Here is a 12,638-nt window from a genome sequence, read left to right as displayed (position 1 = left end):
TTCAGCGGCCGGATTCCGCCGGGCGCTTCCACTCCCAGCCGCGGTACTGCTCGCGCAGGCGCGACTTCAGCAGCTTCCCGGTCGAGGTGTGGGGAAGCTCGTTGACGAAGACGATGGCCTCCGGGAGCTGCCACTTGGCAAAGCGCGCCGCAAGGAAGTCGCGCAGCTCGTCAGCGGTAGCCGCAGCGCCCGGCTTGAGCACCACTGCCGCCAGCGGGCGCTCCTGCCATGTGGGATGCGGCACGGCGACGACCGCGGCTTCGGCCACCGCCGCGTGGCCCACCAGCGCGTTCTCCAAGTCCACCGAGCTGATCCACTCGCCGCCGGATTTGATCAGGTCCTTGCTGCGGTCGGCGATGCGCACGTAGCCCTCGGCGTCGATCGAGACCACGTCGCCGGTGCGGAACCAGCCGTCGGCGGTCCACTTGTCGCTCTCCTCGGGTTGGCGAAAATAGCTGGCGGCCACCCACGGGCCGCGCACCTGCAACTCGCCCAGCGTCTCGCCGTCCCAGGGCGCCTCGCCGTCAGGGGTCATCACCCGGACATCCACGAAAGGCAGCGCCATGCCCTGCTTGAGGCGCGTCTCGTACTGCTTGGCCTCCGGCCACTCCATCATGTGCTTCTTCAGACGGGAGACGGTGCCCGCGGGCGTGATCTCCGTCATGCCCCAGAAGTGGATCATGCGCACGCCCATCTGGTCGAAGCGGCGCAGTATGGATTCGGGCGCGGCCGAGCCCGCCACGATGATGCGCATGCCCGCCGGCGGCTTCCACAGCGCCGGGTCGGCGTCGAGCGCCTCTAGGACGCGCAGCCACACCGTAGGCACGCCGCCGGTGAAGGTGACGCGCTCCTTCTCCAGCAGCTCGATCAGGCTGGCGGCGTCCAGATACGGTCCGGGGAACACCAGCTTGCTGCCGCACAGGATGGCGGAAAAGGGTACGCCCCAAGCGTTGGCGTGGAACATGGGCTGGGTGATGAGGATGGAGTCGTGCTGCGAGATGGCCATGGCGTCCGGCAGTGCGAAGGCGAAGGAGTGCAGCGCCAGCGCGCGGTGGGAGTAGAGCACTCCCTTGGGCTTGCCGGTGGTGCCCGAGGTGTAGCACATGGCCGCGGCATCGTTCTCATCGAGCGCGGGATAGGAGAAGCTGTCGTCTCCCCGCGCGAGGAAGTCCTCGTAGCTCTCATACTGCGCCGCGACCGACTGGCCGGTGGTGGGCGCTACCAGCACGCGCTCCGGCTTCACCTGGTCGCGGAAGCTCTCAAACAGCGGCAGCAGCACGTCGTCCACGATGAGGAACCGGTCCTCGGCGTGATTGACGATGTAGGCCAGCTCCGAGGGGTGCAGCCGCAGGTTCAGCGTGTGCACCACGCCGGCGGCGGCGGGGATGCCAAAGTAGCATTCCAGGTGGGTGGAGTGGTTCCACATCAGCGTGGCCACGCGTTCACCCGGCTGGAGCCCGGCTTTTTCGAGGGCCGCGGCCAGCCGGCGCGCCCGGCGGTGGAAGTCGGCGTAGGTATAACGGTGGAGCGAGCGGTCAGGCCGCCGGGAGACGATCTCCACCTGGGGGAAGAGTTTACCGGCGCGCTCCAGCAGGTGCGGGAGCGTGAGGGGATAATCCATCATGCCGGCTTTCATCGCACCTCCGAGCCCGGCGATGCTACTACAGGCTAATTTCCGCTGCCTGTCGAGGCGGCCTCGGGCGGCGCGAAGCACACCAGCAGCACCAGCTCCTCGGCGACGGAGTGGAAGCGGTGCTCCTTGCCGGCGGCCACGTAGAGCACCGTGCCCGCTTCGACGGCCTCCTCCTCCGGCCCCGCCGCGGTCATGCGCCAGAAGAAGGCGCGCCCGCGGATGACGTAGTAGATCTCCTCTTCCGCGTGCGGCTTTTGCAGGTCGGCGGCGCCCGCGGGCAGCACATAGATGCCGGCGCTCATGTTCCCGGTGTGCAGGAACTCCAGGTAGGGGCGCCCGGCCTCTTTTTGTTCGTCCAGCAGGCGCGACATGCGAAGGATGCTCATGGGGTCGTCTCCTCCTGTAACATCGTAGGGCCAAATCGCGCTCTTGGAGCCGAAATGCTGCCGCCGCTCAAGGAATTGATTTCCGCATACGACCCCTCCCTGCCCCTGGCCGAGGCCTCGACCATTCCCGCCTCCTGGTACACGGACGAGCGCATCGCGGAGCTGGAGCGGCAGGCGGTCTTCGGCCGCACCTGGCAGATGGTGGGACGCGTGGACCAGGTCGCCGAGCCCGGCCAGTACGTGACCGGCGAGGTCGCGGGCGAGCCCATCGTCGTGGTGCGCGGCAGCGACAAAGTGCTGCGCGCCTTCTTCAACGTCTGCCGCCACCACGCCGCCGCGGTCATGACCGAGCCCACGGGCCTGGCGCAGAACCTGCGCTGCCCCTATCACGGATGGACTTACTCGCTCGAAGGCGCGCTTAGAGGTACGCCGGAGTTCACCGACGTCTGCAACTTCGACCGCGCCGCCAACGGCCTGGCGCCCATCCGGGTGGAAACCTGGGAGAGCTTTGTCTTCGTTAACCTCGACGCAAAGGCTCTCGCGCTCGCCGATTTTCTCGGTAGCCTGGTGGAGCGCGTCCGCCCGCTGGGCTTCTCGTCGCTGCGCTTTTGCGAGCGCCGCGTCTTCGATCTCAACTGCAACTGGAAGGTCTTCCTGGACAACTACCTCGACGGCGGCTATCACGTCCCTCACCTGCACAAGGGCCTGGACAGCATCCTGAACTACACCGAGTACACCATCGAGAACCAGGACCGCTTTTGCTTGCAGACCAGCCCGGTGGAGTCCGGCAACGGCGACCAGTGGATGGCGGACGTGCGCAAGGGCCGCGCCTACTACTACTGGCAGTATCCCAACCTGATGCTCAACTGGTACGAAGGCTTTCTGGAGACCAACCTGGTGCTGCCGCTCGCTCTCGACCGAATGCGCGTGATCTTCGATTTCTATTTCGCCGACGTGAGTGAGGAGGCCGCCGCCTACAACCGTCAGAGCATGGACGTGAGCGGGCGCGTGCAGAATGAGGACCACAACATCTGCGAGAGCGTGCAGCGCGGCTTGGCCTCCCGCGCCTATAACGCAGGCCGCCTCTCCGTGCGCCGCGAAGCCGGCGAGCACTTGTTCCACCGCCTGCTGGCGGCGGACCTGAAAGCGGCCCTTTAGGCAACCGGCGCCGAGGGTAGAAACTTCCCAACAATCCCCAGAAGCTCCTCCGCCGACGGCAAGTCGCCGGTGTGGCGCGAGCGGTGCAGCCATAGGACGGTGCCACCCGCCGCCACCAGCGCCGCGCCGGAGAGCTGCAGGATGTCGCTGTGCTTCTGGCGCGCGCCCTCGAGCTTGTTGCTGCATCCGGCCTGCTTGGCTTCGGCGCGGCGACGCTTCAGGTCCGCGGAGGCGAACAGGATCTCCCGCCACGAGGCGCGGCCCAGGCCCAAGGCGCGGTAGCTCTCGCGCTCGGGATCAGGGATGCAGAGCGCCTCCACCCCATGCCGGCCGCAGAAGACCGCTGCTTCCGCCGCCGTGCCCTGCACCACGCAGGCCAGGGCGACTCGCCGCTTCTCGAACTCGCTTTGCTTCTCGCGCAACTGCGCGAGTATCTCGGCGTAGAACTGTCAACCGAAGTGCCGCAGCCACAGCACCAGTGCCGGCCGCCCCGCCCAGAGAGCGGAGAGACGCTTCTGCTCGCCGGAAGCAGTGATGTAGACAAACTCGGGGGCCGGACCGCCCACCCTCACTTCCATTGCCATCAGGTCTCCTTGCCGCCGATGGTAGCGCGGGAGGTCGGCGCTACCGCAGGCGCTTCAGAATCTCCCGCGCGGCGTTCGCGCCGGAAATCCCCGTCAGCCCCGTGCCGGGATGCGTACCGGAGCTGCACAGATAGAGGCTCTCGATCGGCGTGGCGTACCGCGCCCAGCCCAGCAGCGGACGCATGGTGAAGAGCTGGTCGAGCGCCAGCTCGCCGTGAAAGATGTGCCCACCGGTCAGCCCGTAACTTTCTTCCAGGTCCAAAGGCGTGATGATCTGTCGCGCTACAATCTGCTGCGGAAGTTTGGGCGCATAAGCAGCGAGGGTTTTCACCGCGACGTCGCCCAACTCGTCGTGCCGGCTCTTCCAATCGCCGTTTTTCAGCTTGTAGGGCGCGAACTGCACGCACACGGACATCACGTGCGACCCTGCGGGCGCGAGCGATGAATCCGAAACGCTGGGAATCATCACATCGAGATAGGGCTGGCGCGAGAAATCGCCGTACTTCGAGTCGTCGAAGGCGCGCTCCAGGTAATCGATCTCCGGACCGATGTGGATGCGCCCGGTCAGTGCCTGCGCGCCCGCTTCGGCAAGCGCCGGGAAATCCGGCAGGGCCGAAAGCGCCAGGTTGACCTTGGCCATCGTCCCGTGGACGCGGTAGTTCTGCATCTTCCCCAGGAAGTCGGGCGTAAGGTGCGCCGGGTCGAGCAGGCCGAGGAAGGTTCGCCGGGGGTCGGCGCCGGAGATGACCGCCTTCGCCGCAATCTCTCCGCCGCTTTTCAGAACGACGCCGGTCGCGACGCCATCTTTCACGGCAATCTGCGCGACCTCGGCGCCTGTGCGGATCTCCGCGCCCGCGTTCGTCGCCGCCGCAGCCATGGCCTGGGTGAGCGCGCCCATGCCGCCGCGGGGGAAAATCGAGGAGCCCGCGGGATGCGAATCCGCGGCGGCGCGCAACAGCAGCACCGCGCTCGAGCCCGCCGACCACGGCCCGAAGTTCGTCCCAAAGATTCCGCGGGCGGCGATGGCGGCGCGCACCAGCTCGTTCTCGAAGAACTCCGCCACCAGGTCGGCCACCGCCATCGGTCCCCAGCGCAGCAGGCGGAACATCCCCTTCTCGCCCAGCTTGCGGAAACCCTTCCCGGCCTTGAGCATCGCCCAAAGATCGCCCGCCGAGGGATGGTCGATGTCCGGCGGCGTAGTGGCACACACCTGCGCCACGACTGCGGCCAGGCCCTTCAGTGTGCGGTGGAACTCGGGATAGCTCTTGGCGTCGTGCGCCGAGACTCTGGCAATGCTCGCAGCCGTGCGCGCATCGTCTTCATAGAAGACGACGGCGCGGCCGTCGGGCGGGGAGGGAAGCCCCGCCAGGCGCGGGTCGGGGCGGACCATGGCCACGGCGTCGAGACCCATATCGCGCAGGATGCGCGCGTCCACCGGCCCGGCAGCGTGCGCCAACGCCGAGCAGCGGAAGCCCGGGTGGAACTCTTCGGTGACGGCGGCGCCGCCCGCGACCGAGCGCCGCTCCAGCACCAGCGGCTTCTGTCCCGCGCGCGCCAAGTAGAAGGCGGCGACCAGCGCGTTGTGCCCTCCGCCGATGATGACGATGTCGCGCATGGCGGCCGCCTACCCGCCCCAGTCCTTGAGGATCTCGAGCGCTGCCAGCCTTCCCGGCGCGCCCATGATGCCGCCGCCCGGATGCGTCGCCGAGCCGCACATATAAAGGTTCTTGATGGGCGTGCGGTACTGCGCCCATCCCGGCACCGGGCGCAGGAAGAAAAGCTGCTCGAGCGAAAGCTCACCCTGGAAGATGTTGCCCTCGCTCAGCCCGAAGTCGCGCTCCATGTCGAGCGGGGTCAGCACCTGGCGTCCAATAATGATGTTCTTCAGGTTGGGCGCAAACTCGGCCACGGTGTTGATGACGTTGTCACCGAAGGCTTCACGCTTCTCGTCCCAGTTCCCCTCCGCCAGCTTGTAGGGAGCGTACTGCACGAAGCAGGACATCACGTGCTTGCCCGGCGGTGCCACCGAGGGATCGGTCAGGCTGGGAATGACCACGTCAATGTAGGGATGGCGCGAGTAGTTGCCGTACTTGGCGTCGTCGTAGGCGCGCTCCATGTACTCCACGCTGGGCGAGATGGAGATGGCGCCGCGCAAGTGCGCCCCGGGGCCGGGCAGACACTTGAAGTCGGGCAGCGCGTCGAGCGCCAGGTTCACCTTGCCCGACGAGCCACGGAACTTGTAGCGGCGCACCTCTTCCAGGAAATCCGGCGGCAGGTGTTCAGGCTCGATCATGCGCTGGAAGGTCAGCCGGGGATCCACGCTCGAGGAAACGACGTCGGCGAACAACTCGTCGCCATTCTCCAGCGCCACGCCCACGGCGCGCCCGTTTTTTACCAGGATGCGCCCGATGCCGGCCTGGGTGCGAATCTCCGCGCCCGCCTCGCGCGCGGCGTCGGCGATGGCGTTGGAGATGGCGCCAGTTCCGCCCCGCGAGAATCCCCAGGAGCGGAAGGCGCCGTCGATCTCTCCCATGTAGTGGTGCAGCAGCACGTAGGCGGTGCCGGGCGAGCGCACGCCCAGGAAGGTCCCGATGATGCCGGAGGCGGACATGGTGGCCTTGAGCACGTCGGTCTCGAACCACTGGTCGAGAAAGTCCACCGCGCTCATGGTCATGAGCTGTACCTGGCGGTACTTGTCCTCGGCGCTCAGCCCCTGGAAGCGCCGGCCCAGGAACGCCAGCTTCTTCAGCATGCTGGGCGAGAGCTTGGTGGGATTGGGCGGCGTCATGCTGAGGATGGGCTTCACGAACTTGCACATCTCCAGCATCGCCTTGCCGAACTCTTCGTAGGCTTCGGCGTCGAGCCGGGAGTGGCGCGCGATCTCGCGGCGCGTCTTCCCGTGGTCGTTCACCCGCCACAGGTAATCGCCCGAGGGCATGGGAGTGAACGTCCCATCGAGCGGCAGGATCTCCATCCCGTGGCGCGGCAGGTCGAGGTCGCGGATGATCTCCGGCCGCAGCAGAGACACGACGTAGGAGCAGACGGAGAACTTGAATCCGGGGAAGATTTCTTCGGTGACGGCGGCACCACCCAGCACGTGCCGCCGCTCCAGCACCAGGACTTTCTTCCCGGTGCGCGCCAGGTAGGCGGCAGTCACCAGGCCGTTGTGGCCCCCACCGATGATGATGGCGTCGTATTTCGTGGACATGGTCGGGATTTGATGCGAGAGCCAGCTATTCTATCGGGCGCGCGCGCGTCTTGTCTGCCTGCTTTTCTTCGCTGGCTTGGGGCGGCGTGCGGCGCGCTTCTCCGCCGGCGGCTGCCACAGCTCGATGCGGTTGCCCTCCGGGTCTTGAATCCAGGCGAAACGCCCGTACTCATAGTCTTCGCGCTTGGGATCGATCCACACGCCTTCGCGGTGCAACGCTTTGAGCAGGGCGTCCAGGTCCTTCACCCGATAGTTCAGCATGAAGCGGGCGCGGCCCGGCCGGAAGTAGCGCGTGTTGTGCGGGAACAGCGACCACACCGTCATCCCCTTGCCGCGGCCGCGCGCCTCGCGCCAGAAGAAGCAGACGGAGGTCCCGCTCGCGTCGCGCTTCAGACCCAGGTGCCGCTCATACCATCGGTAGAGCTTCTTCGGATCTCGCGCCTGGAAGAAGATCCCTCCGAACCCGGTCACGCGCCGCATGGTTGAGCCTCCGGGAGCCGCAGTATTTTAGGTTCGGACGGGCTGCGCTTCAAGCCAAAGCCTGGGCCAGGATCGCGTCCACGTGGATCTTGGCCGTATCCAGAAACGGGATGTCTTTGTGGCTGGCGTCCCGCAGGAGCAGCGGCAGCTCCGTGCCCGCCAGAATCACACCCTGAATGGCTTCCCGTTCCTTCATTCCATCCACGATTGCCAGCAGGCGCTCCCGCGTCTCGGGCAGGAAAATCCCCGGCACCAGCTCGCCCATGTACTTGTCGTGAACATAGTCCTGCTCCGCCGGCTGGGGCGTCACCAGCGCGATCCCTCCCGGCGTGAACACCTCCGGATAGAACCGGCCTTGCATGGTGAAGCGCGTGCCGAGCAGCCCGAGTTTCTTCAGCCCTCGCGCTTTGGCCGCCTGGCAGGTCGCCTCCACAATGCTCACCAGCGGGATAGGAGACTGGCGGCGAACTTCCTTGAAGACAATGTGCGCGGTGTTGGCCGCAATCAGCCCGACCTCCGCGCCCGCTTTAGCGAGCTTATGCACCTCGCTGACCAGATAGTCGGTCAACTCAGCAAGTTGGCCGGCCGAGATCAGATGCACGCACCTGTTCAAGTCGATGCTGTTGATGAGGATCGGGGGATAGCTTCCGTCTCGCACCTGCTCGCGGTAGCCCGCGACCACCCGGCGATAGTAGTCAATGGTCGACTCCGGCCCGACCCCGCCAATGATTCCTATGGTCTTCATCTGTCCGCTCCCGGGTGTTGTGCGGGCTCCATTCTAGGGCATCGGCTCGGGCTCACAGCCAGCATGGATGACGGCAGCCGCTTCCGGCCGATATAATCCGCCTTCGACTCATCTGCGGGGAGAACGCCGTGCCCATCGGAAGCGCCGTCCACGAACGAACCCTCGCGCTGTGCGAGAGCCTGAACTATCGCGAGTGGGCGGGCTACTACGCGGTCAGCGCCTACGAGCCCCACCACGAGCACGAGTACAACGCCATCCGCAACGCCGCCGCGCTCATCGACATCACTCCGCTCTACAAGTACATAGTCAGCGGCCGCGACGCCACCCGCCTGGTGAACCGCGTGATCACCCGCGACATCAATAAGGTCGCCGTGGGCCAGGTCATCTACGCCTGCTGGTGCGACGAGCACGGCAAGGTGGTGGACGACGGCACCCTCACCCGCCTGGCCGAGAACACATACCGCTGGACCGCCGCCGACCCCAACCTGCGCTGGTTCACTCAGAACGCCCTGGGAATGGACGTCCAGATCGACGACATCTCCGAGCAGGTGGCCTCGCTCGCGCTGCAAGGCCCGACCTCCGGCCGGCTGCTCCAGAAGCTCACCGGCGGCGCGATCGAGAAGCTCAAGTACTTCCGCGTGGCGCAGCAGCAGAAGATTGCGGGCGTGCCCGTGGACATCTCGCGCACCGGTTACACCGGCGACCTGGGCTACGAGATCTGGATGCCATGGAAGCAGGCGGTCAACGTCTGGGACGCGATCATGGAGACCGGGCGCGAGTTCGACGTCCACGCCGCCGGCATGCTGGCGCTCGACGTGGCCCGCATCGAGGCCGGCCTGCTGCTCATCGAGGTGGACTACATCTCCAGCAAGAAGGCGCTCATCGAGGCGCAGAAGTTTTCGCCCTACGAGATCGGACTGGGGAAGATGGTGCACCTGGAGAAAGAGCACTTCATCGGCAAGGCGGCGCTCGTCGAAGAGAATAAGCGCGGACCGGCGCGTCAACTCGTGGGCCTGGAAGTGGATTGGATCGCGGTGGAGAAGCTCTACGAAGCCGCCGGCCTGGCGCCGCAAGCGCCGGCCCAGGCCTCGCGCATCCACGTGCCCGTCTATCGCGATGGCGGGCAGGTGGGCAAGGCCACCTCCACCACCTGGTCGCCGGTGCTCAAGAAGATGATCGCGCTCGCCAGCGTCGCTTCCCCGTGCGCCGCCCTGGGCACGCGCCTGGCCATGGAGCTGACGGTCGAAGCCGAGCGCAACACCGTGCCCGCAACCGTGGTCAAGCTTCCCTTCTTCAATCCACCGCGCAAGACAGCGACGCCGCCGTTCCAGGGAAAAGCATGACGCGCAGAAGGGCCCGAATAAGTAGGAAGGGTTTCGCTTCTGTGTTCCTCTGTGCCTCTGTGTCTCTGTGGTGGGCCTTTCCCTAGAACCGCGCCAGCTCCAGCATGGCGTGGTAGAGGCGCTCGGCCTGGGGCAGGATCTCGTCCTCGAGCAGCGGCTGGTAGGCGACGAAGGTGTCCATGGCGGCCACGCGCTTGACCGGGGCATCGAGGTCCTCGAAGAGTTCGTCGGCGATGCGCGCCGCAATCTCTGCGCCGTAACCCCAGCTCAGGGTGTCCTCGTGCGCGACAATCACGCGGCTGGTCTTGCGCACGGAATTCGCCACCGCTTCCCAGTCGTAGGGACTGAGCGTGCGCAGGTCCACCAACTCGACCGAGATTCCCTGCTCGCGCTCCAGCTTCTGCGCAGCCTGCAGCGCCCGCGGCACCACCGCGCCATAGGTGATCACGCTCAAGTCGGTTCCCTCTTTCCAGACGCGCGCCTTGCCGAAGGGGATCATATGGTCGGCGCCGGGATAAGGTGCGCGGCCGAAGAACTCGCGGTAGAGCCGCTTGTGCTCGAGGAACAGCACCGGGTCGTCGCAGCGGATGGCGGTGCGCAGCAGGCCGTTGGCGTCCAGCGCATTCGAGGGGAAAACCACGCGCACGCCCGGGGTGTGCGTGAATAGGACCTCGCCGCACTGCGAGTGATAGATGGCGCCGCCGGTGAGGTATCCGCCGATGGCCACCCGCACCACCACGGGACAGCAGAAGCCTCCGTTCGATCGCCAGCGGATGAGCGGCAGCTCGTTGCGCAGTTGCTGCATGGCCGGCCAGATGTAGTCGAAGAACTGGATCTCGACCACCGGCTTCATCCCGCGGGTCGCCATGCCGACGGCGCGCCCGACGATATTGGCCTCGGCCAGCGGCGAGTTGAAGACGCGCTCCGAGCCGAACTCCATCTGCAACCCAGCGGTGATCTTGAAGACTCCGCCCTTGCCCTTGATGAGCTTCTGCTGCAGGTACTGCTCGCGAGTGCAGTCGGCCACGTCCTCGCCAAAAACGACGATTCGCTCATCGCGCCGCATCTCGTCCTTCAGGCAGGCGTTGATGAGGCCGGCCATGGTCTTCTCGCCCTTTTCGGCGGCAGCGATGGGCGACGCGTCGAAGGCCGCCGACGCCGGGTCCAGGTTGGGCGAATAGACTTGCAGCAGGATGCTCTCCTTCGCCGGAGGCGCGGCTTCCAGCGCGCGATCGGTGGCCGCCTGGACCTCCTCGTCCACCTCCTTCTCCAACTTGTCGATCGCCTTCTCGTCCAGGATATTCTCGCGGATGAGCAGCATCTGCATGCGCGCGATAGGGTCGCGCGCCGCGTCCTTCTGGCGCTCGGATTCGGGACGGTAGAGCCGCTCATCGTCGGAAAGCGAATGCGAGTACGGCCGGATGACGTGGCCGTGCACCAGCGCCGGGCCGTTGCCGGCGCGGCAGTGCGCCACTGCCTGGGTCAGCGCCGCATAGCTGGCGACCGGGTCGGTGCCGTCGCACTCGGCCAAATGGAAGTTGGGAAAGTTCGCCAGCAGCTTGGAGATGTTCCCGCCCGCCGTCTGCGCCTCCACCGGCACGGAGATGGCGTACTCGTTGTCTTCGATCAGGAAGAGCACGGGCAGCTTGCGGATGGAGGCGGTGTTGATGGCCTCCCAGAACTCGCCTTCGCTGGTTGTGCCATCGCCCGCCGAGCAATAAACGACTTCGTCGCCGTGGAAGGTGACGTCCTTGAACTGGCGGTAGTCGCTGGCGGCCTTTTTCGCCGCCTCGGGGCGGCCGGTGAAGTAGCGCCCGGCCTCGGCGCAGCCCACGGCCTGGAGGAACTGCGTCCCCGTGGGCGAGGACTGGGTCACGATGTTCAGCTTCGGGGAGCTCCAGTGCGAGGGCATCTGGCGGCCGCCCGAGCTGGGATCGTCGGCCGCTCCCAGCGCCTGCAGCAGCATGTCGTAGGGCGTCATGCCCAGCGTCAGGCAGAGCGCGCGGTCGCGGTAGTAGGGATAGAACCAGTCGTAGCCCGGCTTCAGTGCGAAGGCGGCGGCTACCAGCAGCGCTTCGTGTCCCGCGCCCGAGATCTGGAAGAAAATCTTCTGCTGGCGCTTGAGCAGGATCTCGCGGTCGTCGATCCGCCGCGAGAGGAACATCAGGCGGTAGATCTCGACCGTCTGCTTGCGCGTCAGGCCCTGGTAGGTCTTCTCCGCCTTGGGACGCTCTTCTACCGCCGCTGTCTTGCCAGGTGCGGACTTGGTTGTGGCCATCCAGGATCCTCTGTGCGAGGGTTCAGGCTCTGCGTATTGTAAATCGGCTTTGCGCCGGCGGATATACTGAAGTCGAAGGCCATGCTTCGGACCAACCGCAAAATCCCGGCTGAGCACATCCGCCTGCTGATCTTCGATCTGGACGGCACGCTGGTGGACTCGCGCCTCGACCTGGCCAACTCGGTCAACGCCATGCTGCGGCACTTTGAGCGCCCGGAGCTGCCCTGCGACGTCATCGCCAGCTACATCGGCGACGGCGCGCCCATGCTGGTGCGCCTGGCGCTGGGAGATCCCGACGACACCCGGCTGATGAACGACGCCCTCGCCTTCTTCCTCGCCTACTACCGCGAGCACAAACTGGACCACACCACGGTCTATGACGGGGTGAAAGAGTCGCTCACCGCCATCCGCTTCTCGCGCAACGGCGGACGGGCGCTGGAGCGCACCTTTGCCGTACTTTCCAACAAGCCCGTGCATCCCTCGCGCGCTATCGTGCAGGCGCTGGGCCTGGCGGAGTTCTTCGTCCAGGTCTACGGCGGCAACAGCTTCCCCACCAAGAAGCCCGACCCGCTGGGCGCGCGCACCCTGTTGGAGGAGGCGGGAGTCGAGCCCGAAGAGGCCATGATCATCGGTGACTCTGACATTGACGTGCTCACCGGCCGCAACGCGGGCCTGTGGACCTGCGGCGTCAGCTATGGGTTCGCGCCGCATACGCTGGAATCCGCCCCGCCGGATGTGCTGGTGGATTCGCCCGCCGAGTTGGCTGAGCTTTTTGGGCTCATCACGGAGGCACGGAGACACTGAGCAAGCCAGGTCAAGAATT

Annotated in this window: 12 protein-coding genes; 3 read left to right on the top strand and 9 right to left on the bottom strand. The window is 66.2% G+C overall.

Features of this window, described 5'->3' with window-relative positions:
• Position 1: 1 nt before the first annotated feature.
• Together VGQ94_03405 and VGQ94_03400 are read right to left on the bottom strand one after the other, a co-directional pair.
• Positions 2-1,636 (bottom strand): long-chain fatty acid--CoA ligase, encoded by a 1,635-nt coding sequence (locus VGQ94_03405; GenBank protein ID HEV2021553.1) that lies wholly within the window; start codon positions 1,634-1,636, stop codon positions 2-4.
• Positions 1,637-1,668: 32 nt separating this feature from the next.
• A complete protein-coding gene (locus tag VGQ94_03400) occupies positions 1,669-2,019 on the bottom strand; it encodes a cupin domain-containing protein (protein HEV2021552.1) in 351 nt (116 codons plus the stop codon).
• A 54-nt stretch (positions 2,020-2,073) separates the two neighbouring features.
• Here VGQ94_03400 and VGQ94_03395 point away from each other — a divergent pair, with 54 nt between their 5' ends.
• The gene (locus tag VGQ94_03395; protein ID HEV2021551.1) at positions 2,074-3,177 is read left to right on the top strand and encodes an aromatic ring-hydroxylating dioxygenase subunit alpha; all 1,104 of its coding nucleotides are present in this window, start codon (positions 2,074-2,076) and stop codon (positions 3,175-3,177) included.
• Here the strand turns inward: VGQ94_03395 and VGQ94_03390 are convergent.
• The 6 genes from VGQ94_03390 to VGQ94_03365 are packed head-to-tail and all read right to left on the bottom strand — an operon-like array spanning position 3,174 to position 8,194.
• Positions 3,174-3,599 carry a peroxiredoxin-like family protein gene (locus tag VGQ94_03390; protein ID HEV2021550.1) on the bottom strand — a complete coding sequence of 142 codons (426 nt, stop codon included), beginning with the start codon at positions 3,597-3,599 and terminating at the stop codon, positions 3,174-3,176. The genes VGQ94_03395 and VGQ94_03390 overlap by 4 nt on opposite strands.
• Positions 3,600-3,626: 27 nt before the next feature.
• A complete protein-coding gene (locus VGQ94_03385) occupies positions 3,627-3,761 on the bottom strand; it encodes a hypothetical protein (protein HEV2021549.1) in 135 nt (44 codons plus the stop codon).
• 40 nt (positions 3,762-3,801) lie between these two features.
• The gene (locus VGQ94_03380) at positions 3,802-5,376 is read right to left on the bottom strand and encodes an NAD(P)/FAD-dependent oxidoreductase (protein ID HEV2021548.1); all 1,575 of its coding nucleotides are present in this window, start codon (positions 5,374-5,376) and stop codon (positions 3,802-3,804) included.
• Between the two features lie 9 nt (positions 5,377-5,385).
• The gene (locus tag VGQ94_03375; protein ID HEV2021547.1) at positions 5,386-6,969 is read right to left on the bottom strand and encodes an NAD(P)/FAD-dependent oxidoreductase; all 1,584 of its coding nucleotides are present in this window, start codon (positions 6,967-6,969) and stop codon (positions 5,386-5,388) included.
• Between the two features lie 30 nt (positions 6,970-6,999).
• The gene (locus VGQ94_03370) at positions 7,000-7,449 is read right to left on the bottom strand and encodes a VOC family protein (protein ID HEV2021546.1); all 450 of its coding nucleotides are present in this window, start codon (positions 7,447-7,449) and stop codon (positions 7,000-7,002) included.
• A gap of 49 nt (positions 7,450-7,498) precedes the next feature.
• A complete protein-coding gene (locus VGQ94_03365) occupies positions 7,499-8,194 on the bottom strand; it encodes an amino acid racemase (protein HEV2021545.1) in 696 nt (231 codons plus the stop codon).
• Between the two features lie 128 nt (positions 8,195-8,322).
• On the opposite strand from VGQ94_03365, the gene VGQ94_03360 reads away from it, so the two are divergent.
• The gene (locus VGQ94_03360) at positions 8,323-9,537 is read left to right on the top strand and encodes an aminomethyltransferase family protein (GenBank protein ID HEV2021544.1); all 1,215 of its coding nucleotides are present in this window, start codon (positions 8,323-8,325) and stop codon (positions 9,535-9,537) included.
• 82 nt (positions 9,538-9,619) lie between these two features.
• Here VGQ94_03360 and VGQ94_03355 read toward each other — a convergent pair whose 3' ends face one another.
• A complete protein-coding gene (locus VGQ94_03355) occupies positions 9,620-11,815 on the bottom strand; it encodes a dehydrogenase E1 component subunit alpha/beta (GenBank protein HEV2021543.1) in 2,196 nt (731 codons plus the stop codon).
• An 81-nt stretch (positions 11,816-11,896) separates the two neighbouring features.
• On the opposite strand from VGQ94_03355, the gene VGQ94_03350 reads away from it, so the two are divergent.
• Positions 11,897-12,619: an HAD-IA family hydrolase gene (locus VGQ94_03350; protein HEV2021542.1), complete on the top strand. Its 723-nt coding sequence runs from the start codon at positions 11,897-11,899 to the stop codon at positions 12,617-12,619.
• Positions 12,620-12,638: the final 19 nt, after the last annotated feature.

The sequence above is a fragment of the Terriglobales bacterium genome (assembly GCA_035937135.1).
Lineage (GTDB): Bacteria > Acidobacteriota > Terriglobia > Terriglobales > Acidobacteriaceae > DASYVL01.
Note: the sequence above shows the minus strand (reverse complement) of the source record. Positions and strands in the feature narration are given on the sequence as shown.